Origin of the sequence: Trinickia terrae (assembly GCF_005144415.1) — a bacterium.
Lineage (GTDB): Bacteria > Pseudomonadota > Gammaproteobacteria > Burkholderiales > Burkholderiaceae > Trinickia_A > Trinickia_A terrae.
Genome location: NZ_SWJE01000002.1, coordinates 376,890 through 396,985 on the forward strand (window position 1 = coordinate 376,890; position 20,096 = coordinate 396,985).

General features: G+C 63.4%; 22 protein-coding genes. 5 read left to right on the forward strand and 17 right to left on the reverse strand.

Annotated features, from left to right (window positions below; genetic code table 11):
* Positions 1–6 precede the first annotated feature (6 nt).
* Complete coding sequence (rfbB, locus tag FAZ69_RS04990; protein ID WP_136892827.1) at positions 7–1,068, reverse strand: dTDP-glucose 4,6-dehydratase; 1,062 nt, start codon at positions 1,066–1,068, stop codon at positions 7–9.
* A 339-nt stretch (positions 1,069–1,407) separates the two neighbouring features.
* Here rfbB and FAZ69_RS04995 point away from each other — a divergent pair, with 339 nt between their 5' ends.
* Positions 1,408–2,256, forward strand: coding sequence for a symmetrical bis(5'-nucleosyl)-tetraphosphatase (locus FAZ69_RS04995; RefSeq protein ID WP_136892828.1), 849 nt, complete (start codon positions 1,408–1,410; stop codon positions 2,254–2,256).
* A 280-nt stretch (positions 2,257–2,536) separates the two neighbouring features.
* Positions 2,537–3,163 (forward strand): adenylyl-sulfate kinase, encoded by a 627-nt coding sequence (cysC, locus tag FAZ69_RS05000; RefSeq protein WP_240702114.1) that lies wholly within the window; start codon positions 2,537–2,539, stop codon positions 3,161–3,163.
* 22 nt (positions 3,164–3,185) lie between these two features.
* On the opposite strand, the gene FAZ69_RS05005 is transcribed toward cysC, so the two are convergent.
* The 8 genes from FAZ69_RS05005 to FAZ69_RS05040 form a co-directional block, all read right to left on the reverse strand.
* Positions 3,186–4,025 (reverse strand): lysophospholipid acyltransferase family protein, encoded by an 840-nt coding sequence (locus tag FAZ69_RS05005; protein WP_136892829.1) that lies wholly within the window; start codon positions 4,023–4,025, stop codon positions 3,186–3,188.
* A 22-nt stretch (positions 4,026–4,047) separates the two neighbouring features.
* Positions 4,048–5,325 carry a dihydroorotase gene (locus FAZ69_RS05010; RefSeq protein ID WP_136892830.1) on the reverse strand — a complete coding sequence of 426 codons (1,278 nt, stop codon included), beginning with the start codon at positions 5,323–5,325 and terminating at the stop codon, positions 4,048–4,050.
* A gap of 52 nt (positions 5,326–5,377) precedes the next feature.
* Positions 5,378–6,409, reverse strand: a complete 1,032-nt coding sequence (locus FAZ69_RS05015; RefSeq protein WP_136892831.1) for an aspartate carbamoyltransferase catalytic subunit — start codon at positions 6,407–6,409, stop codon at positions 5,378–5,380.
* Positions 6,410–6,524: 115 nt separating this feature from the next.
* Complete coding sequence (gene pyrR, locus FAZ69_RS05020) at positions 6,525–7,040, reverse strand: bifunctional pyr operon transcriptional regulator/uracil phosphoribosyltransferase PyrR (RefSeq protein WP_136892832.1); 516 nt, start codon at positions 7,038–7,040, stop codon at positions 6,525–6,527.
* Positions 7,027–7,467: a Holliday junction resolvase RuvX gene (gene ruvX, locus FAZ69_RS05025; protein WP_136892833.1), complete on the reverse strand. Its 441-nt coding sequence runs from the start codon at positions 7,465–7,467 to the stop codon at positions 7,027–7,029. Before ruvX ends, pyrR begins: the two co-directional genes overlap by 14 nt.
* Positions 7,464–8,042, reverse strand: a complete 579-nt coding sequence (locus tag FAZ69_RS05030) for a YqgE/AlgH family protein (RefSeq protein ID WP_136892834.1) — start codon at positions 8,040–8,042, stop codon at positions 7,464–7,466. The genes ruvX and FAZ69_RS05030 overlap by 4 nt, the downstream gene beginning before the upstream one ends.
* Positions 8,043–8,247: 205 nt before the next feature.
* Positions 8,248–9,651: a hypothetical protein gene (locus FAZ69_RS05035; RefSeq protein WP_136892891.1), complete on the reverse strand. Its 1,404-nt coding sequence runs from the start codon at positions 9,649–9,651 to the stop codon at positions 8,248–8,250.
* Positions 9,652–9,701: 50 nt separating this feature from the next.
* The gene (locus FAZ69_RS05040; RefSeq protein ID WP_025527884.1) at positions 9,702–9,872 is read right to left on the reverse strand and encodes a rubredoxin; all 171 of its coding nucleotides are present in this window, start codon (positions 9,870–9,872) and stop codon (positions 9,702–9,704) included.
* Positions 9,873–10,121: 249 nt separating this feature from the next.
* Here FAZ69_RS05040 and FAZ69_RS05045 point away from each other — a divergent pair, with 249 nt between their 5' ends.
* Complete coding sequence (locus FAZ69_RS05045) at positions 10,122–10,985, forward strand: hydroxymethylpyrimidine/phosphomethylpyrimidine kinase (protein WP_136892835.1); 864 nt, start codon at positions 10,122–10,124, stop codon at positions 10,983–10,985.
* Between the two features lie 175 nt (positions 10,986–11,160).
* On the opposite strand, the gene groL is transcribed toward FAZ69_RS05045, so the two are convergent.
* The 6 genes from groL to FAZ69_RS05080 form a co-directional block, all read right to left on the reverse strand.
* Complete coding sequence (gene groL, locus FAZ69_RS05050; protein WP_136892836.1) at positions 11,161–12,801, reverse strand: chaperonin GroEL; 1,641 nt, start codon at positions 12,799–12,801, stop codon at positions 11,161–11,163.
* 44 nt (positions 12,802–12,845) lie between these two features.
* Positions 12,846–13,136: a co-chaperone GroES gene (groES, locus tag FAZ69_RS05055; protein WP_136892837.1), complete on the reverse strand. Its 291-nt coding sequence runs from the start codon at positions 13,134–13,136 to the stop codon at positions 12,846–12,848.
* 858 nt (positions 13,137–13,994) lie between these two features.
* A complete protein-coding gene (locus FAZ69_RS05065; protein ID WP_439654745.1) occupies positions 13,995–14,138 on the reverse strand; it encodes a gamma-glutamylcyclotransferase family protein in 144 nt (47 codons plus the stop codon).
* 36 nt (positions 14,139–14,174) lie between these two features.
* A complete protein-coding gene (locus tag FAZ69_RS05070) occupies positions 14,175–14,807 on the reverse strand; it encodes a LysE family translocator (protein WP_136892838.1) in 633 nt (210 codons plus the stop codon).
* Positions 14,808–14,815: 8 nt separating this feature from the next.
* The gene (locus FAZ69_RS05075; protein WP_206171173.1) at positions 14,816–15,613 is read right to left on the reverse strand and encodes a YqcI/YcgG family protein; all 798 of its coding nucleotides are present in this window, start codon (positions 15,611–15,613) and stop codon (positions 14,816–14,818) included.
* 140 nt (positions 15,614–15,753) lie between these two features.
* Positions 15,754–16,098, reverse strand: a complete 345-nt coding sequence (locus FAZ69_RS05080) for a winged helix-turn-helix domain-containing protein (RefSeq protein WP_206171174.1) — start codon at positions 16,096–16,098, stop codon at positions 15,754–15,756.
* A gap of 450 nt (positions 16,099–16,548) precedes the next feature.
* Between FAZ69_RS05080 and FAZ69_RS05090 the strand changes: the two genes are divergently transcribed.
* On the forward strand, positions 16,549–17,184 hold the full coding sequence (locus FAZ69_RS05090; RefSeq protein WP_136892841.1) for a YbhB/YbcL family Raf kinase inhibitor-like protein: 636 nt from the start codon (positions 16,549–16,551) through the stop codon (positions 17,182–17,184).
* 207 nt (positions 17,185–17,391) lie between these two features.
* Positions 17,392–18,093, forward strand: coding sequence for a helix-turn-helix domain-containing protein (locus FAZ69_RS05095; protein WP_240702115.1), 702 nt, complete (start codon positions 17,392–17,394; stop codon positions 18,091–18,093).
* A 74-nt stretch (positions 18,094–18,167) separates the two neighbouring features.
* Here FAZ69_RS05095 and FAZ69_RS05100 read toward each other — a convergent pair whose 3' ends face one another.
* Positions 18,168–19,643 carry a hybrid sensor histidine kinase/response regulator gene (locus FAZ69_RS05100; protein ID WP_136892843.1) on the reverse strand — a complete coding sequence of 492 codons (1,476 nt, stop codon included), beginning with the start codon at positions 19,641–19,643 and terminating at the stop codon, positions 18,168–18,170.
* Positions 19,640–20,092: a response regulator gene (locus tag FAZ69_RS05105; RefSeq protein WP_136892844.1), complete on the reverse strand. Its 453-nt coding sequence runs from the start codon at positions 20,090–20,092 to the stop codon at positions 19,640–19,642. The genes FAZ69_RS05100 and FAZ69_RS05105 overlap by 4 nt, the downstream gene beginning before the upstream one ends.
* Positions 20,093–20,096 lie beyond the last annotated feature (4 nt).

A 20,096-nucleotide genomic window follows, 5' to 3' on the forward strand; every position in this document is an offset into this window, starting at 1 on the left:
TACTCCTCACGCGCGCTGCGCATAGTTGGTCTCGACCCACTTCCGGTACTCGCCGGAAGCCACTTCGTCCACCCACTCCTGGCTCTCGAGATACCAGCGCACGGTCTTCGCGAGACCCGTCTCGAACGTTTCCGCCGGCTTCCAGCCAAGCTCGCGCTCGAGCTTGCGCGCATCGATCGCGTAGCGGCGATCGTGCCCAGGGCGGTCCGTCACGAAGTGGATCTGGTCGCGATACGAGCCTTGCGCCTTCGGACGCGCTTCGTCCAGCAGATCGCACAGCGTATGGACGACATCGAGATTCTTCTTCTCGTTCCAGCCGCCGATGTTGTACGTCTCACCCGGCTTGCCGTGCGCCAGCACTTCGCGGATCGCGCTGCAGTGGTCGCCGACGTACAGCCAGTCGCGCACGTTCTGACCGTCGCCATAGACCGGCAGCGCCTTGCCGGCCAACGCATTGGCGATCATCAGCGGAATCAGCTTCTCGGGGAATTGATACGGGCCGTAGTTGTTCGAGCAGTTCGTCGTCAGCGTCGGCAGGCCGTACGTGTGGTGGTAGGCGCGCACGAGGTGGTCCGAACCAGCCTTGGTCGCCGAATACGGGCTGTTGGGCGCGTACGGCGTCGTTTCGGAGAATTGCGGATCGGTCGCCGACAGAGAGCCGAACACTTCGTCGGTGGAAACGTGCAGGAAACGGAACGCAGCCTTCTCTTCAGCCGCGAGGCCATTCCAGTAGCTGCGCGCGGCTTCGAGCAGCGTGAACGTGCCGACCACATTGGTCTGAACAAAATCTGCCGGCCCATGAATCGAGCGGTCGACGTGGCTTTCGGCAGCGAAATGCAGCACCGCACGCGGCTTGTGCTCGGCGAAGAGCGCGTCGAGCGCGGCCCGGTCGCAGATATCGGCACGGGCAAAGACGTGCTTCGCGTTACCTTGCAGCGACTTGAGCGTACGCAGGTTGCCCGCGTAGGTCAGCTTGTCGACGTTCAGGACCGCCTCATCGGAATCGCGTAGCCAGTCAAGCACAAAGTTGGCGCCGATAAAACCGGCGCCGCCCGTTACCAGAATCATGGGGTTCCCTCTTGAAGTTCGCGATCGGCAGCCTTGCCCCCGCGCCCGATCGCAGAAGCGGCAGGTATGTTCGAATTTTCGCGTGACCGGCAATTTTAGCCGGTTGGTCATCGCTGGGCGCGCGGATTATAAGAGACTGCAATTATAAAGCGCGGCGGGGCAAAAACTAGGCCGCTAACAACTCGAAACAGCTTGACAAAGCCAACCAGGTGACTTAGCCGGATAAGCAAATCTTTTCTTCTTTTCGCATAGATCAGGCAAAATCCCTCCCTTCGATTCGATTCGCGCACCGGTTGCAGCCGCACAACGCCTCTGTTGCACGCCTCACCCCAATCCACCATGTCAAACCCGCCCTCGCCACCGCCTTACGCCTTCGGCGACCTCCAAGGCTGCCGCACCCCGTTTCAGCGTCTGCTCCAGCAGTTGTCTCCTTCTAGCGACACTCCCCTCTGGTTTGCCGGCGATCTGATCAACCGCGGCCCGGAATCTCTCGCCACCTTGCGGGATGTCGTCGGATTCGGCGGGCGTGCGATCGCCGTGCTCGGCAACCATGACCTGCATTTGCTCGCCGTCTCCGCAGGCATTCGACGCAGCAAAAACAGCGACACGCTCAGCGACATCCTCGCCGCCCCCGACGCCGCGGAACTGCTCGAGTGGGTCCGCCACCGCCCGATCGCCCATTTCGAAGACGGCATGCTGATGGTGCACGCAGGAGTCTTGCCGCAATGGGACGTGACGCTCGCGCTCGAATTGGCCGATGAACTGCAAAGCGCATTGCGCGCGCCGACCTGGAAGGAAACGCTGAAGGACCTCTACGGCAACGAGCCGCGCCGCTGGAGCCCCGATCTGAAGCGCACCGAGCGCTTGCGCGTCGCGTTCAACGCGTTCACGCGCATCCGCTTCTGCACGGCCGACGGTGCAATGGAGTTCGCCGCGAACGGCGGCCCGGGCTCGGCGCCCGAGGGCTATTTGCCGTGGTTCGACGCGCCCGGGCGGAAAACCGAAGACGTGACGGTGGTATTCGGTCACTGGGCCGCCCTCGGCTTGATGCTGCGCGACAACGTGATCGGCCTCGATTCGGGATGCGTGTGGGGCAATCGCTTGTCGGCGGTTCGTCTGGCAGCCAGTCCCGCCGAGAGGACCATCGCTCAAGTCGACTGCTCCGAGTGCAAGGCATCCGGTAATTGATGCCCGCTCATTTGAACGTCGGCACGGCGAATTTATCGCTTCGTGCGGCGCGCTGTCGCGGCGCCATTTAACGATGTCCCGAAGCGAGGCGAATCCTTAAAGCAGAATCGGCTTTCCCCTACATTCGCCGAGCAAATTCAACTCGTCACGATAATCCGCAATAGAGTTCGTTACGAGTTTCGCTGCATCACTCAAGGGTAAGGGTCCCAATACAATTAGCCCTCGTGCATCACGGCCCCGATGTTTATTTTTTGAGAGGGCCACAAGCAGGAGGACAGTCTTGGGCAATACCGCGCCAACGCCATCCGAGTCGCGGGCCGACCTCGCCTCGTCCCGATGGAATACCCCCGAGCCCCGCTTTCCACGCGACTACAGTGGCGTCCTTTGGCTCACCGGCATGTCCGGCGCCGGCAAATCGACCCTTGCGCACGGGTTGAAAGAGCGCCTCCAGGCGGAGCGCTGCACGGCGGTCGTTCTCGACGGCGACGCGCTCCGCACCGGCCTGAATGCGGGCTTGGGATTCAGCTGCGAAGACCGCCTCGAAAATGTCCGCCGCATCGCCGAAGTCGCCGCGCTGTTCAAGGCGCAGGGCTTTCTCGTCATCTGCTCGCTGATCTCCCCTCTGAACGTTCACCGCAAGCTGGCGCGGGAAATCGTCGGCGAGCGTTTTTTCGAGATCCACATCAGCAGCAGTCTCGCGTGCTGCGAGGCGCGCGATCCGAAGGGGCTTTATGCGCGTGCGCGCCGCAGGGAGATTCCCGAGTTCACCGGGGTTTCGTCGCCGTACGAAGTGCCGGCTTCGCCGAACCTGTCGATCGATACGGCTGGTGAAGCGATCGACACTTCCGTCAGCAGGCTCGAAGCGTTCGCGCGCGGCAATATCTGTTTTGCACGCGCGCCGCACTGACGCCGCGCGCCGAGCTCTTGGCTCAGTGACGCGAGGTGATCGCCTCGTCGGCTCCGCCGACGTCGATTGACCGTTCCGGCGCCACATCGCTTCCCGCTCGCTCGGCTTCGGCAACGGGCCGCCCGACGGCCGATTGCATTTCGCGCAGCGCGTTGCTGACCGACTCTTGCGCCTGCGCAGCGAGCGCGCGCCTGTCCATCCCCGGCATGATCGGCGCGCCGACATAGAGATGCGCCGTCAGCGGCCCGTCATTGAGCAGCGCGTTCAGGGAATCGGCCAGCGACATGTCGCCGATATACGCAGGCGCCGTCGACTGCCGCCCTCTCGCGTCCTCGTACATCAGGCAGATCGGCTGTACCGGACATCCCGCCGACACCGCCGCCTGAAACATGTTCGCGTGAAACGGCAACAGCGCGAGCCCGTCGGAGGTCGTGCCTTCCGGGAACACGCACATCAGCTCGCCCGCGCTCAACCGGCTTGCAAGCTCATGCATGATGCGCTTCGCCTCGCTGCGCTTCTCGCGCTGGATGAACACGGTCCCGAGCTGGTGCGCTAGCCATCCCACCACGGGCCAGTTGCGGACCTCGGCCTTCGAGACGAACGGCGTCGGCCGCCAGGCGTTGATCACGTAGATGTCGATCCACGATACATGGTTGCCGACCACCAGCGCGCCATGGTCGAGCCGCGCGTCGTCGTTGTGCACGACGAGGCGCATGCCGGCCAGGCGCAGCATCTTCAGCGACCAGGTACGGTTCATCTCGAGCTTCTGTTCGGCCGTCGCACGCGGGAAACGCGTCGCGACAATCCACATGCCATGCAGCAGATGCAGAACGAGCCGCAGCTTGCTAAGCGCAATTTTCATCGTGACATCCCGTGTGCGCCGCTCAGCGCGCTTCGAACGCAACGCGCCCGGCGACGAGTGTCGCACGCACCCGCGCGGGCAGCTCGTAGCCGAGGAACGGCGTATTGTGGCCCTGGCTCTTCAGCGCGCGCGGCTCGACGCGCCAGTGCGCGCTCAGGTCGAACACGCACAGGTCCGCCGGCGCGCCAGCCTCGATGCGCCCGGCCGGCAGCTTCAGCACGCCGGCCGGCGCATGGGTGATGCGGTTCAGCGCCTTTGCGAGCGGCACGCCCGCTTCGCTCGCCCATTTCACGGTCAGCGACAGCAGCAGCTCCAGGCCCGTCGAGCCCGGCGTCGCCTCGGCGAACGGCAGCAGCTTCTCGTCGTCATCGACCGGGGTGTGGTCGGAGCAGATCGCATCGATGGTGCCGTCGACGAGGCCCGCGCGAATCGCTTCGCGGTCGCGCTGCCCGCGCAGCGGCGGGTCGAGCCGGAACTGTGCGTCGAAGTAGCCGATGTCGACGTCGATCAAGTGGACATGATTCACGGCAACATCGCACGTCACCGGCAGGCCTTCGGCCTTGGCATCGCGCACGAGCGCGATGCCCGCCGCCGACGAGAGATGCAAGAGGTGCACGCGCGCATTGGTCACGCGCACCAGCTCGAAAATCGTGTGGAGTGCGATCGTTTCCGCGGACACCGGCACGCCCGACAACCCGAGCCGCGACGCCACCGCGCCGCTCGCCGCCACGCCGCCTTTCGCGAGATATGCGTCCTGCGGGCGCAGCCACACGGTGTAGCCGTAGGTGCTCGCGTACTGCAGCGCGCGCAGCAGCACCTGCGTATCGAAGATCGGCGAATCCGCCTGCGTGAAGCCGACGCAGCCCGACTCCGTCAGCCCGACCATCTCCGTGATGACCTGTCCCTTGAGCCCGACCGTCAGCGCGCCGAGCGGATAGACGTGCGCCTGGTTCAGGTTGCTCGCGCGGAACTTGAGCATTTCGACGAGGCCCGGCTCGTCGAGCACCGGGTCGGTGTCCGGCAGGCAGACCAGGCTCGTCACGCCGCCCGCGACCGCCGCGGCCATCTCGGAGACGAGCGTCGCCCTGTGCTCGTAGCCGGGCTCGCGCAGCCGCGCCGACAAGTCGACGAAACCGGGCGCCACGTAAAGGCCCTTCGCGTCGATCGTCTTCTCTGCGTTGAAACCGGCCGGCGCCGCGCCGATCGCGGCGATCTTGCCGTCGGCGACGAAAACGTCGGCCAGTTGTTCGGTGCCGGCCGCCGGGTCGACCAGCGTGCCGCCTTGGATATGGATCTTCATGCGCTGCCTTTTTCTGCGTTGCTGTCGCTGAATGCTGCTTGACGTGGTCCGTTCAATCGTTGTTGCCCGCGACGATGCCCATCACCGCCATGCGCACGGCGATACCGAACGTCACCTGGTTCAGGATCACCGATTGCGGGCCGTCAGCGACTTGCGAATCGATCTCGACGCCCCGGTTCATCGGTCCCGGGTGCATGACGATCGCATCGGGCTTCGCCAAGGCGAGACGCTCGGGCGTCAAGCCCCAGCTCTTGAAGTACTCCTGCGCCGAAGGCAGCAGCGCTCCGCTCATCCGTTCGTTCTGCAAGCGCAGCATGATGATGACGTCAACGTCCTTGAGCCCCTCGTCGAGGTTGTGGAAGACACGCACGCCCATCTGCTCTAGCCCGCCCGGCAGCAGCGTGCGCGGGCCGATGGCGCGCACTTCCGGCACGCCGAGCGTGGTCAGCGCGTGGATGTCGGAGCGCGCGACGCGCGAGTGCAGAATGTCGCCGACGATCGCCACGCGCAGGTTCGTGAAGTCGCGCTTGTAGTGGCGGATCGTGTACATGTCGAGCAGGCCCTGCGTCGGATGCGCGTGGCGCCCGTCGCCGGCGTTGATCACGTGCACGTGCGGCGCGCAGTGCTCGGCGATCAGGTACGGCGCGCCGCTCGACGCATGGCGCACGACGAACATGTCGGCGTGCATTGCCGAGAGGTTGTTGATCGTGTCGAGCAGCGACTCGCCCTTGCTCGTCGACGAGGCGTTGATGTTCAGGTTGAGCACATCCGCCGACAGGCGCGTTGCGGCGATCTCGAAGGTCGTGCGCGTGCGCGTCGAGTTCTCGAAGAAGAGGTTGAACACCGACTTGCCGCGCAACAGCGGCACCTTCTTCACTTCGCGGTCGGTCACGCTGACGAACTGCTCGGCGGTATCGAGGATGTGCGTGAGGATCGAGCGCGACAGGCCTTCGATCGACAGCAAGTGCTTGAGCTCGCCGTTCTTCGTGAGCTGCGGGTTGCCCTTCAGGAAGCCGTAGCGAAAACGCTCGCCTTGGGCGGCCTCGCCGGCGTTATCGGCGCGGCCCGGGGTGTCGGTGTTCATGGTGTGCCTGATTCAAACGTGTGCTTGACGTGATTCGCAAGCCGACGCGGGCGGGGATCCAGCGCTGCACAGCGGCGCGTCGTCACGGCTTGCGGGTTGGTGCCTGGCTTCGCGCTCAGTGAACGCGCGCTTCGGTGTGAAACGTAAAGCGGCCGTCGTCGCCGCGCGCGAGCACAAGCGTCGCGTCGGCGCCCACGTCGACCACACCGCCGGTAAAGCGCGCCGCGACGGGCATCTCGCGCCCGCCGCGGTCGGCGAGCACCGCGAGCTCGACGGCGGCGGGCCGGCCGTAGTCGTACAGCTCGTTCAATGCCGCGCGCACAGTGCGGCCGGTGTACAGCACGTCGTCGACGAGCACGATGCGGCGATTGTTCACGTCGAACGGCAGCGACGTCGGGCTCGCCTGGATATGCAGCCCCTTCTTCGCGTAGTCGTCGCGATGCAGCGCAATGTTGACGACGCCGAATTCGGCCGCGCCGAGGTCACGGGCGAGCCGCTCGACGAGCCACGCGCCGCCGCTGTAGATGCCGGCGAGCACTGGGCCGTCCGGTACGCCGAACGACGCGCCGCAAGCCGCGCGAATCTGCTCGAGCAACGCGCGATAAAGCGCCTCCGCATCAATGAAGCTCATGATCGTCGGAAAGTCCGTCCAGGTATTGTTGAAGGATGATGCGCGCCGCTTCGGCGTCGAGCATGTCGGCGCGTGCGCCGCCTTGGCGAATGTCCGCCTCCGCCTCGACCGACGAGTAGCGCTCGTCGACCCAGGTCACGGGCAGATTGAAACGGCCGTTCAACTGGTTGCCGAAGCGTTTCGCGAGCTGCGTCATTTCGTGCGGGGTGCCGTCCGGATGGCACGGCAGGCCGACCACGAGCGCATCGGGCTTCCATTCGCCGATCAGCTTGCCGACCGCTTCGAAGCGGTATTCGCGGTTGCGGTTCTGCAGGACGACGAGTGCGCGCGCATTGCGCGTAAGAGAATTGCCGATGGCGACGCCGATGCGTTTTTCGCCGTAGTCGAACGCAAGCAGCGTCGCCTCACGCCCGACCGGCTGCTTCATGCGTGACCCGCTTCGCCCGAGAGCATCGACAGCGACACGCCGAGCAGAGCCAGCGCCGCTTCGAGGCGGTCTTCGGCAGGCACGTCGAAAACGATCTTCGGATCCGCCTCGACGGTGAGCCAGCCGTTCTTCGAGATTTCCTCTTCGAGCTGCCCCGCGCCCCAGCCGGCATGGCCGAGCGTCAGCAGGAAGCGCTCGGGGCCTTTGCCACTCGCGACCGCCTCGAGCACGTCCTTCGAGGTGGTCATCTCGAGCCCGCCGGTCACCAGCATCGACGAAGTGTACGAGCTGCCCTCGACGGGCTCGTGCAGCACGAAGCCGCGCTCGGTTTGCACCGGGCCGCCGAAGTAGACGGGGACATGCAAGAGGGGCTCGATCTCGAGCTTGAGATCGATGCGGTTGAAAAGCGATTCCAGGTCGATGTCGGTCGGCCGGTTGATGACGAGGCCGAGCGCGCCACGCTCGCTGTGATCGCAAAGGTAGACCACAGTCCCTGAAAACGTGGGATCCACCATGTTCGGCATGGCGATCAGGAACTGGTTGGTCAAATTGATGCGATCGGTACTCTTGGGCATGGTTCGAATTTTATAGCAAAGACGAGGCGGGATGGCCGGCGGGATCGCCTACCGGGCACATTTGCCCGGATTCTGGAGCGGCGGACCATGCTGCACTCTAACACGGGCTTACGCTTGGCCCACGGCCGCATGGAGCGGTGGAAAGGCATAGGGCAAAAGGCGTCGGGAGCGCAGCGGAAAGGACAGGATAGGCGGAAGCGGCGTGTCACCGCGCGCCGCGGGTAGCGGGCACGGGCACCCCTTCCCTGCCGCGCTCGATTGCCTGTGTCAGCGCGGCGAGGACCTGCTGCGAATCGGGCGGCGCGACGCCGGCGGCCACCCGCAGCAGCATCGCCCGCAGCGCCTCGGCGGCGCGTCCGACCGACGCACCGTCGGGCGCATCGATCAGCGTACGCGAGTGCGCTTCGGGCGCCACGGCGTCGGCATGCGCGCGGCGCCGCCAGGCGAGGCCCAGCGCGTCGGAAAGCAGCGCCACGTGGCCAAGCCCCAGCGCGCACGCAGCCGCGCCGAGCCGGTAAGCAGCGTCGCTCGCCAGCAGCGCGGCCGCCGTATCGTGCTGCGCCGCGCCGCTGACCAGGCCGGCATGCTGCGAGAGCGCGTCGATCGACGCGTCGGCAGTCTGCAGGAAATCCTCATACGCATGCGCGTTGACGCTCAGCACGCCCAGTTCGCGCGTGGGCGCGGCGCCCCCGGTGGCCTGCCGCTCGGCCTCGGCCGCGCCCGCCTCCCACAGCGCCTCGGACGCCTGCGTGCCCGCGACATGCCAATCGACCGTCAACCCGTAGTCGTTGAGGAGCGCGACCTGGTCGGCATCCTCGGCGGCGGCGCCGTAAAGCGCGTAATCGCGCCACAGCATCGCAAGGGTCGCCCGCACGAACGAGCGCGGCGCCATCACGACGCCGCGCGCCTGGTCGGCGAGCAGCAGATTGCAGCGCGCGTAGAAGCGCTTGGCGTCGGCCGCGCCCGAGCTCGCGCGGCTCGCCGCACGCAACGCTCGCGAGCAACCCGCAGCAAGACGCCAGACGTCGTAAGGATCGGGACCGGCGAGCTCCACCATGCATGCTTCGATTTCGTCGAGCGCGCTTTCTGCAGCCGGATGGCCGCGCAGCACGTACAGCAGCGCCGCTTCGTAGCTCGCCCGCAGCAACGCGAGCCGCTGCGCAGGAACCGTGCGCAGCGTTGCTGGCGGAATCGGCCGGTGCGCGAGCGCGAGGTCCTCGTAGGCAACTTCGAACGCGTGAGTATGCTGCGCGAACTGCGCGCTGAGGGTTCGATAGTGATCGAAAAGGGTGGTCGAACAGGAGAGTTCACGCAAATTGCGCCGCTCGACGGCCACGCTGAAATCGTACAGCGCCACGCCGAAGCGCCGCGCGAAATCGCCGCCGGCAAACGGCGACGCGAGCAGCAGCGCATCGGCAAAACGCTGCGCGGCATGCCAGCCCGCCTGGCGCAGCGCCGCAGCGGCATGCATCAGCGGCGCGGCGATGTCGGCGTGCGCGCCGAAGCCGCGCTGCGCGTCGTCAAGCGCCGTTTCGGCCGCACGCACCGCCGCGCCGCGCGGATTCGGCAGCGCTTCGAAACTCGCGGGAACGGCTGAACCCGGTGTCATAGGCATGCGATACGACTGCTCTCGATGTGTGCTTGCGCCACGCGGATGAATCAGATCTGGACCATCTCGAAGTCTTCCTTGCGCGCGCCGCACTCGGGACACGTCCAGTTGATCGGAACGTCTTCCCAGCGCGTGCCCGGGGCAATGCCTTCTTCGGGCAAGCCGGCTTCTTCGTCGTAAATCCAGCCGCAAATCAGGCACATCCAGCTTCTATATTCCATTCTTATGCCGCGTCGAAAAATCCGTTGATCAAAGAACCACGATGGTACCGTTTTGCCGCCCGCCCCGCCAGCAATCCGCCCTCCACGCACGCTGGACGCACCCCGAACCGCGCCTCCAAAGACCAAGCGCAAATATGGAAAAAACGGCGCAGCGCGCCAATATAGCCGCATAATTGAGCCACCCGCACGCTATGTGCCCGCTTAACACCGCAGGCGCGCGGCGCGCTCTACCCATCTCCCACACCGTTCATGTCCAGCAACACCCTTCCGATCGTCCTCACCTTCGGCCTGTCCGATCCGACCGGCGGCTCCGGCCTGCAAGCCGACTTGCTGACGCTTGCCAGCATGGGCTGCCACGGCGTCTCCGTGCTCACCGGCTACACGGTGCGCGACTCGGCGAGCTGCGACGAAGTCACGGGCCTCGATCCCGATACGGTCGCGACGCAAGCGCGGATGCTGCTGGAAGACATGCCGATCGCGGCGTTCAAGATCGGCGCGGCGACGCGCGCCGAAGTGGTGAGCGCGATCGCCGAGGTCGTCGCCGATTACGACGACATCCCGCTCATCCTCGCCCCCGATTTCACGCTCGACGACGAGCACGTGCTCGCCGCCGACGAGCTGCGCGAGTCGATCGCCGACCTGCTCGCACCGCAAACGACGCTGCTCGTCGCCGATACCGCGACGCTGCTTGCGCTCGCGCAGCCGGACGGCGACGCCGAAGTGCCGACGCTCGACGCCGCGATCTCGCATCTGCTGTCGCAAGGCGCGGAGTACATCCTGTCGACGGAGACGGGCACGCACCGGCTCGTCAATACGCTCTTCTCGGAAGAGGGCCAGTTGCGGCAGGACATGTGGGACCGCCCCGCGCAGCGCATCATGGGCATCACCGACACGCTCGGCTCGGCCATCGCGGCGCTGCTCGCCAACGGCCAGGAGCCGGCGGAAGCGGCTCGGGAAGCGCAGGAGTATCTGTACCAGGCGGCGCGCAACGCGTTTCGCCCTGGCATGGGCGCGTATCTGCCGGACCGGTTCTTCTGGGCCCGCAACGACGAGGACGACGATACGCCGCCGGATGACGCGGCCGACACGCCGCCGGGGGAAGCGCGGCACTAAGGCGCAGCGCCGCAAATCTCGCCGGCACAAAAAAACCCGCATCGCTGCGGGTTTTTTCTTTGAGGGAGCGCGCCTCGCGGCGCGCCCCTCCATGCTTTTCAACTCGGCGCCCGAAGGGCGCCCCGCCGATCGCGGCCCGGCCGATCGCGGCCCGGCCGATCGCGGCCCGGCCGAATTACATGTCCATGCCCATGCCGCCCATGCCGCCGGGCATGCCGCCAGGCATCGGAGCATCTTCCTTCGGCAGTTCGGCAACGGCTGCGTCCGTCGTCAGCAGCAGGCCAGCAACCGAAGCTGCGTTTTGCAGCGCGGTGCGCGTGACCTTCGTCGGGTCGACCACGCCGGCTTCCACCAGGTCGCCGTACTCGCTCGTCGCCGCGTTGTAGCCGTAGTTGCCCTTGCCTGCAGCAACTGCCGCCACCACGACGCTCGCTTCTTCGCCGCCGTTGGTCACGATCTGACGCAGCGGCTCTTCCATCGCGCGCAGCACGATCTTGATGCCAGCGTCTTGGTCGGCGTTAGCGCCCTTCAGGCCCGCGATTGCCGAGCGAGCGCGGATCAGCGCGACGCCGCCGCCAGCCACGATGCCTTCTTCAACAGCTGCGCGCGTTGCGTGCAGTGCATCTTCGACACGTGCCTTCTTTTCCTTCATTTCGACTTCGGTCGCAGCGCCGACCTTGATCACCGCCACGCCGCCGGCCAGCTTCGCCACGCGCTCTTGCAGCTTTTCACGGTCGTAGTCCGACGTCGCTTCTTCGATTTGCGTGCGGACTTGCTTCACACGCGCTTCGATGTTCTTCGCTTCGCCAGCGCCGTCGATGATCGTCGTGTTTTCCTTGCCCACTTCGATGCGCTTCGCTTGGCCCAGCTCAGCCAGCGTTGCCTTCTCGAGCGTCAGGCCGGTTTCTTCGGCGACCACTTGGCCACCCGTCAGGATCGCGATGTCTTCGAGCATCGCCTTGCGACGATCGCCGAAGCCAGGTGCCTTGACCGCAACGGTCTTCAGGATGCCGCGGATGTTGTTGACCACGAGCGTAGCCAGCGCTTCGCCTTCGACGTCTTCTGCGATGATCAGCAGCGGACGGCCGGCCTTGGCGACTTGCTCGAGCACCGGCAGCAGATCACGGATGTTCGAAACCTTCTTGTCGTGCAGCAGCACGAACGGGTTTTCGAGCACGGCGACTTGCTTCTCCGGGTTGTTGATGAAGTACGGCGACAGGTAGCCGCGGTCGAATTGCATGCCCTCGACGACGTCCAGCTCGTCCGACAGCGACTTGCCGTCTTCGACCGTGATCACGCCTTCCTTGCCGACCTTGTCCATCGCTTCAGCGATGCGATCGCCGATCGACGTGTCGCTGTTCGCCGAGATCGCGCCGACTTGTGCGATTTCCTTGTTCGTCGTGCAGGGCTTGCTGATCTTGCGCAGCTCTTCGATCGCTGCGGCGACGGCCTTGTCGATGCCGCGCTTCAGGTCCATCGGGTTCATGCCCGATGCGACGTACTTCATGCCTTCGCGGACGATCGATTGCGCGAGCACCGTCGCGGTCGTCGTGCCGTCGCCGGCGTTGTCGCTGGTCTTGGAAGCGACTTCCTTGACCATTTGCGCGCCCATGTTCTGGAGCTTGTCCTTCAGCTCGATTTCCTTCGCGACCGACACACCGTCCTTGGTGACCGTCGGGCCGCCGAAGCTGCGCTCGAGCACCACGTTGCGGCCCTTCGGACCCAGCGTGACCTTCACTGCGTTGGCGAGAATGTTCACACCCTCGACCATCTTGGCACGAGCGGAATCGCCGAATACGACGTCTTTAGCTGCCATCTTCTAACTCCTTGAAATCTTTAGAGAATACGAACCGGGGCAAGTTACTTCTGAACGATTGCCATGATGTCTTCTTCGCGCATCACGAGCAGCTCGTTGCCGTCGACCTTGACGGTCTGGCCGGCGTACTTGCCGAACAGGACGCGATCGCCAACCTTCACGTCGAGGGCGATTTGCGCACCCTTGTCATCGCGCTTGCCCGGGCCGACGGCGAGCACTTCGCCTTGATCCGGCTTTTCGGCGGCTGCGTCAGGGATCACGATGCCCGATGCGGTCTTGGTTTCCTGATCCAAACGCTTGACGATGACGCGATCGTGCAAAGGACGAAGGTTCATACACACTCCTCTCTTGATTGAGACTGAAGAACACTGAGTAAAACCGCCCGGCAAGCGGGCCGGGAGGAAATCTTGTTAGCACTCACGTGCAGCGAGTGCTAATTATATGGACCGGTTTTGACAAATTCAAGGCGCGAGGAGGGATCACTGTCGATGTCGAGATTCACTTAGCTTTGAACTTTGTTTACTTGAGGCTTGAGCTCGCCTTGCTGTCAAAAGCCTGGAGCCACTGCCATTTCTCCCATACAAACAATGGGTTACAGCTGGATTTCCCAGATCGGTGGATTCTTCAGTGATGGTGATGGCACGACTAGCTGTCGCGACTTCGTCCCTGCGTGCGAGCCCAAACAGGCGCTAGGGAAATCCCGTAGCTCGCTGACAATTTTTAGGGGGCGGATCGATGGCAGGACGGCCGTCTGCGCCGAAGGAACAAGCCACCCGCCCTTTCAGTGGCCCACGCAACTGCCGGAGGAACATTGTTTGCGTCCTGCGTGGTCGGTGCGCGGCGGGGGCGGCTACACCAACAGGTTCTCGTAGAACGCCCCGAAAGGGCGCGTTGGATGAGCGGTCTGGATCTCGATGATCCACAGCCCGGCGCGAGGCACTGCGTCGAAGTCCCCCAGGTCACGCCGAGATCGACGAAGAAAATGTCGTTCGCTCCGAGCACGGGTCGCCTACCGAATACTCCTTGTAGATCCTCAGCGTGTTTTCGCCGAAACGGATCAGCATGCGGTTCACCTCACGTAGCTCCGGTTGTATTGGTAACGAGGCGCACTGCCGAGCGCCCCGTTGACGCGCGACCCTGCGCACTAGCTGTCGCGCGTGGATGCCGCGAAATCTGTTCCGTGCGAAATGCGCCTAGACGCCCGGATATACCCATGCGTCGACGCCCGACTTGGGTCTCACTCGGACGCGCTGATAGTCAGCCACCTCATATCGGTCCGCCGCTTCGAGTTCCTCAGGCGTGATCTCGAACACCATGCCGGGAATTTCGCTCGACACGTCGGCGCATGGGCGAGCTTTCGGAAAAAAGGATGATCAGCCTATCAATCGAAAAATTGAAGCCGAGGCCATCACAACGCCACCGGTCGCGATGACGAAAAGAAGTACTCCGGAAAAGCGCAGCATTCTTTGGTGAATCGCAGGCTTCAGAAGTTTGCTCACCAGCAGGTAGACCAGCATCAAGGTGGAAAAATCCAGAATGATCCACAGGGCGGTGAGCAAAGCCAAGCTTGCGTTGGTGTCTTTGGTGATGCCGATGAACTGCGGGAAGAAGGAGGCAAAAAAGATGATGTCCTTCGGGTTCGATATCGCCATGACGAAGCCCTTGGAGAACCCGCCGACGCGCGGTTGTACCGCGGCGGGCCCGTCGTCCGGCGAACTCGACGCACGAAACATATCCCACCCGATGTAGGCGATGTAGCAGGCGCCGGCAAGCTTCACTATGTCGAAAGCCAGCTCGTTGATGGCGAAGAGTCCCTTCACGACAAGGGCCGAGAGAAGGATCAACACCAGCGACGCGCTGTTGGTTCCGAAAATGGTCTTGAGCGCCTTCAACGGGCCACCAGCCAATCCCGCGCCGGCCACCAGAACGGCTACGGGCCCTGGAACAGCGATGGCGGTGATGACGGTAACGACGTAGAGCGCGAGAATATTAAAATTAATAGCCATATGTTTTTTTATTCAAAACGGATTTCTTGTCTGAATGGACACCGTGCGGGTTTCTCAACGCCATCCTCGCGTAGTTGATACTGTTTCCATTCACGGTTGTCCGCATCACCATAAAAGCCGAGCTCAGCCGGCACTACACCGTCGTTGAATTCCGCGATACGCGATCTGATGCGCTCACGAATCAGACGGCCGCTTCTCGTATGCACGCTCGCGACTTCGTCGAAATTCTCGCGGGGATTAATTACGAGGGTGAGGAAGCGACCCAGATTCCGGCTGCGCAAGAGCTTATGGTCGGCGGAGCTGATGTTGATGAAAAGCTGGACCCCGTTGAAGCAGAAACACCAGTCCGGATGTTCCGGATCCAATGGCACGCTATCTGGCCAAGCGCCGGGATCGCGGTCGTGAACCCAGTTCAGCGCCTTCCATGCAACCTGGTGCTGCTGCGATAGCCCGCCTGTGAACTGCTCCTCGAAGAAAACGACCAGCGGTGCGAACAGCCTGTCGGCGAGCGGGGTTTCCCGAACGAATGTCGTGTATTGCGTCAATCCGGAAAGGAAATTCGTGTAGCTATCTGCCTGAAGCTGTTGGCAGAAGAGAAGCCTGATGGACGCCTCTTTCTGTGCCTTTCTGCCGAAAAGGCACGGGAATCCGTCATTGCGCAATATCGTCAAGAAATCGTCCAAAGCCTGACGCCGCCAATCCGGCTCATTAAATGCTTGGCCTTCGATTTCCCGTTGCAGGCAAATTCGCCCAAAAAACGGACCTTGCTGCTCTCCCAGGTTTTGCATAACGGCGTGATGCTGCATCCAATGCCCTCCTTTCGATGTGTGCAGCACTATACATCGGAATTCATGACATTTCATCGATATGCGAATACTCAATTCGCATATTTTTCTCTTGCCTTACTTCACGTAGAAACTGTATTGCGGTTTGCCTCAGTCTGATTTCAGTCGGAAGAGGCTTGGCTAATAAAAGAAGACAGCAGATCGGACAGGGCGCTTTCTGCTGCCCTGTTTGACGCGGCCTCGATATCCCGATAGCGCTCGACAAGCATTTCTCCGAGGGGAGTCAGCGTCGTGCCGCCATACTTGCTCCCACCCTTCGTTGCCATCACGACGGGAGCATTAAACGTCGCGTTGAGCGCTTCGAGGAGATCTCTGGTCTTGCGGTAGCTCATGGTGGTTGCACGACTGGCCGCACTAATTGAGCCAGTCGCCTGAATCGCCTCGAGCAGCGCGATCTTGCCTGGTCCGATCAGCGCATGAGGGCCGAGCTTGATTTTCAGTTGCACCGTAGGTGTACAGCCAGTAGAGGTCACACTGATTCCTTGATCTGACGGATCTCGAGCATTTTACCGTCGCCATTCCGGCGGCCGGCCGTATGAGGCGCGACACATTGTGAGGATGCCTATTCCGACGCCGCATTCGACCATCCTGCATAGCGCGTCATACGATGCGGCCTCGACTCGCGAGCGGAGCGACTTTCTCAACCGTCCTGCCACCACGTGTCCCGCGCGATGGCCGGTCGCCGAAGCCCTCGCCGCCGCGATGCCCCCCGGCATCGCATTGTCACTTGATGCTCGAAACGAAGCGGATGATCCTTAACCAATCAAATTGATTGGATACGTGACGCGTTTGATCTTATTTGCGATCATTGACCGAATCGGAATCCCTACAATGGCTGTGTCGTACTCGAGTACCCACTCGTATCCTCGATCACCCATTCACTGGACGCACCTTAAATGCAACTCACCAGCCAAAGCTTCCAGGACGGCAAGCAGATTCCAGGCGAATTTGCGTTCGCCGTACCCGATGCAGCAAGCCACATCGCTCTTTCCGCGAACCGCAATCCGCACCTCGCATGGAGCGGCGTACCCGAAGGCACGCAGTCTTTCGTCGTGGTCTGCCATGATCCGGACGTCCCGAGCCGCGGCGACGACGTCAATCAGGAAGGGCGCGTCGTACCGGCGTCGCTGCCGCGCGTCGACTTCTTCCATTGGCTGCTGCTCGACATTCCGGCCGAGAACACCGAAATCGCGGCCGGCTCTCATTCCGACGGGGTCACGCCGCGCGGCAAGCCGGGGCCGAACACCCCCGCGGGCCACCGTCACGGCGTCAACGATTACACCGGCTGGTTCGCCGGCGACGAGCAGATGAAGGGGGACTACCATGGCTACGACGGCCCGTGCCCGCCCTGGAACGATACGCTTGTCCACCACTACATCTTCACGGTCTACGCGCTCGCCACGCCGACCCTGGAAGTTGATGGCCCGCTGACCGGCGCGAACGTTCGGGCGGCCCTCGCCAAGGCGCAGGTGCTCGGTCAGGCCAGCCTGACCGGCCTCTACAGCCTGAACCCCGATGTCGTGATCGGCTGAGTTGTTGACGCACGAGATTCGAGCATGGCTTGGATACCGTCTACCGCCGCCCCGAGGAAGCCCGCAATCGGACGCCCGAGTGTGGATCCCTCATCCTGGCGATCCCCCTCCGGTGCGCCGCTGCAAAGACGCGCCTTGTGCGGGCTCGCGCGGCCGTGCCTGAAACAACCGCAACGCACCCCGCGGTTCATGTTCCACGAGGCAACGTTGCTGCTGATCGTATCCGGTCAGCTCGATCTCGATGACGGCACCAATCGGATGTCGATGGACACGCCGGCTTCACTGCTACTGGTCGAACCCAATACCTGCGCAGATCTGCTGAAAACGCCGGGAGGCACCGAGCAATGTTTCCGCTCGGTCTTCCTGACGTTCCCGGCCGCCCTGCTGGACGGCTTCCACCGCGACTATCCCGCTACAAGGACCGGCCCTCGGCCCGCCTCACCGTTTCGCAGTGCTGCACTCGACAGAGATCTCACTGCTACGCTGTGCCACGTACTCGAAAGTGTCGAGGAAAGCTCCCTCAGCGACGAGCGGCTCCGCCACCGGCTAATGGACCTGCTTCTGGCGCTCGCCGAGCGAGGGCACTGCTTTGGCCATGCCGATCTGGACAGCACGTCGGGACGGCTTCGCACCCTGATCGGCGAGGCGCCCGAGCGCCACTGGACGGCGGAGGTCGCCGGCAAGGAACTGGCGATGAGCGCGGCCACACTGCGGCGGCGTCTCGCCAGCGAACACGCAAGATTCGAGGATCTGCTGATCGACGTCCGCATGCATCACGCCATGATGCTGGTTCAGACCACGGCATGGGCTATGACTCGCATTGCGGAAGCATGCGGCTACAAATCCAGGGCACGCTTCGCCGAGCGCTTCCAGGATCGCTTCGGCTATCCCCCGTCGACAGTTCGATAGAAACCAAGAGAACACTTGGACAGGCACGGAATCCATCGATCCGGGTCAGGTATACCCGCCTCACTCGCGACGTCTCACCCAATCTCCTTTGCCTCAACCGTCGCGAGCGCCAAGGTGATCGTCAATCCAAAGCCCTGCCCGGGCGCCGTGCGGATGCGGATCTCCCCCCCGAGCCGCGCTGCGCGCTCGCGCATCCCCAGCAGGCCGAACGAATTCGGGCCCGGCCGCGCGTCGCGCGCAGCGCCGCGGCCGTTATCGGCGATGCGCACAATGCAGTACGGCTCGTCGCGCACGATCTCGAGCGTCGCTTCAGTGGCGCTCGAATGGCGCGCGATGTTCGTCAGCGCTTCCTGAACCATGCGAAACACTTCGGTCGCGCTGTCCCGGCTGAACGCGATGTCGTTCGCGTTGACGCGCTTGGTCACGCGCACGTCGTAGCGCGCCGCGAACTCGCTAACGAACCAGTCGATCGCCGGAATCAGGCCGAGATCGTCGAGCATCACAGGTCGCAGGTCCGCCGCGATCCGCCGCACAGAGTGAACCAGCTGATCGATCAGCGCGTAAACGTTGTGCAGGATGACGTCCGACGCAGAGGTTTTCGCTCGCCTCAGCCCGTCTTCTACAAACATGACTTCCATTTTCAGCGCGCTCAACTGCTGACCGAGATCGTCGTGCAATTCGCGCGCAATGCGAGTCTTTTCCTCTTCACGAATATGCTGAATATTCGCGGACAGGCGTTGCAGTTCTTCGCGAGAGCTGCGCAATGCTTCGTCGGCGCGCTTGCGGTCGGTGACATCCATGATCCAGCCCACGATGCGATAGGGCTCGCCGGACGCATTGCGCAGCGCCTGCCCGCGCGACTGAATCCAGCGGAACTCGCCCGACTTGGTGCGTACGCGATACTCGACGTTGTAGTCGCGCTTATGCTCCATATGCGCCTTCAGGTTCGCCGCCACCAATTCGACGTCGTCCGGGTGAATGGCGTCCTGATGCACGTGGGCCACATTGGGCATTTCATGGTCTTCATAGCCCAGGATTTCCTTGAAATGAGGCGAAAAGTACATCTCGCCCGTTTGCGGATTCCAGTCCCACAAGCCTGCGGTGGCGCCGCTCACGGCGAGTTGAAACCGTTCCTCGCTCGCCGCCAGCGCCGCTGCCACGCGGTGCCGCTCGATCGCGTAGCGAATCGCGCGGCCCAGCAGCGCCGCGTGGATTTCCTTCTTGAGCACATAGTCCTGCGCGCCTTCCTGAATCGCCAGCAAGCCGACCGACATGTCGTCGAGCCCGGTCAGCACCAGCACCGGCACGTCGGGCGCGTGCCGGTGGAAAGTCCGGAAAGTGCCGATGCCCTGTGCGTCGGGCAGGCCCAGATCGAGCAGCACGACGTCGAGGCGCGTCGCCTGCGCTTGCGCCAACGCCTGCGACAGCAGCTCGGCACGCATCAGCTGGTGCTCGATATCCACGACCTCCGAGAGCGCCTCGCTGATCAGCAAAGCGTCGGTGGCACTATCCTCGACCAGCAGAATCCGTATGGTCCGGGGTGTGCTCAAGACTGGTCCGGAGGCAGCGTGACGACGCCGAGCCAGAAGTCGTTGATGGTCCGCACGACTTCGACGAACTTGGCGAAATCCACGGGCTTCGTGATGTAGCAATTGGCATGAAGGCCGTACGACCTCGCTATGTCCTCCTCCGCTTTCGAGGTCGTCAGGATGACGACCGGGATGTGCATGTAATCGGGATCGGTCTTCAACTCCTCGAGCACCTCCCGGCCGCTCTTGCGAGGCAGATTGAGATCGAGAATGATCAGCCCGGGCCGGCGCGCCGAACCATATTGGCCCTCGCGCCGCAGGTATTCCATCGCGGCCACGCCGTCCTCCACGACGTGAAGCGGATTGAGCACCCTGTAATGCTCCATGGCTTCGCGCGTCATCATGACGTCAGTCGGACTGTCCTCCACGAGGAGGATATGAACCAAATTGCCGGATTCGTCGACAAGCATCGGT

What these genes read in the sequence shown, in the direction of transcription:
- FAZ69_RS05015 (WP_136892831.1), bottom strand. Translation starts at nt 6,409, where the DNA reads ATGAACACCGACACCCCGGGCCGCGCCGATAACGCCGGCGAGGCCGCC.
- groES (WP_136892837.1), bottom strand. Translation starts at nt 13,136, where the DNA reads ATGAACCTTCGTCCTTTGCACGATCGCGTCATCGTCAAGCGTTTGGAT.
- FAZ69_RS05090 (WP_136892841.1), top strand. Translation starts at nt 16,549, where the DNA reads ATGCAACTCACCAGCCAAAGCTTCCAGGACGGCAAGCAGATTCCAGGC.
- groL (WP_136892836.1), bottom strand. Translation starts at nt 12,801, where the DNA reads ATGGCAGCTAAAGACGTCGTATTCGGCGATTCCGCTCGTGCCAAGATG.
- ruvX (WP_136892833.1), bottom strand. Translation starts at nt 7,467, where the DNA reads ATGAAGCAGCCGGTCGGGCGTGAGGCGACGCTGCTTGCGTTCGACTAC.
- FAZ69_RS05005 (WP_136892829.1), bottom strand. Translation starts at nt 4,025, where the DNA reads ATGAAAATTGCGCTTAGCAAGCTGCGGCTCGTTCTGCATCTGCTGCAT.
- FAZ69_RS04995 (WP_136892828.1), top strand. Translation starts at nt 1,408, where the DNA reads ATGTCAAACCCGCCCTCGCCACCGCCTTACGCCTTCGGCGACCTCCAA.
- pyrR (WP_136892832.1), bottom strand. Translation starts at nt 7,040, where the DNA reads ATGAGCTTCATTGATGCGGAGGCGCTTTATCGCGCGTTGCTCGAGCAG.
- FAZ69_RS05030 (WP_136892834.1), bottom strand. Translation starts at nt 8,042, where the DNA reads ATGCCCAAGAGTACCGATCGCATCAATTTGACCAACCAGTTCCTGATC.
- FAZ69_RS05070 (WP_136892838.1), bottom strand. Translation starts at nt 14,807, where the DNA reads ATGGCTATTAATTTTAATATTCTCGCGCTCTACGTCGTTACCGTCATC.
- FAZ69_RS05105 (WP_136892844.1), bottom strand. Translation starts at nt 20,092, where the DNA reads ATGCTTGTCGACGAATCCGGCAATTTGGTTCATATCCTCCTCGTGGAG.
- FAZ69_RS05045 (WP_136892835.1), top strand. Translation starts at nt 10,122, where the DNA reads ATGTCCAGCAACACCCTTCCGATCGTCCTCACCTTCGGCCTGTCCGAT.
- FAZ69_RS05040 (WP_025527884.1), bottom strand. Translation starts at nt 9,872, where the DNA reads ATGGAATATAGAAGCTGGATGTGCCTGATTTGCGGCTGGATTTACGAC.
- rfbB (WP_136892827.1), bottom strand. Translation starts at nt 1,068, where the DNA reads ATGATTCTGGTAACGGGCGGCGCCGGTTTTATCGGCGCCAACTTTGTG.
- FAZ69_RS05010 (WP_136892830.1), bottom strand. Translation starts at nt 5,325, where the DNA reads ATGAAGATCCATATCCAAGGCGGCACGCTGGTCGACCCGGCGGCCGGC.
- FAZ69_RS05075 (WP_206171173.1), bottom strand. Translation starts at nt 15,613, where the DNA reads ATGCAGCATCACGCCGTTATGCAAAACCTGGGAGAGCAGCAAGGTCCG.
- FAZ69_RS05035 (WP_136892891.1), bottom strand. Translation starts at nt 9,651, where the DNA reads ATGACACCGGGTTCAGCCGTTCCCGCGAGTTTCGAAGCGCTGCCGAAT.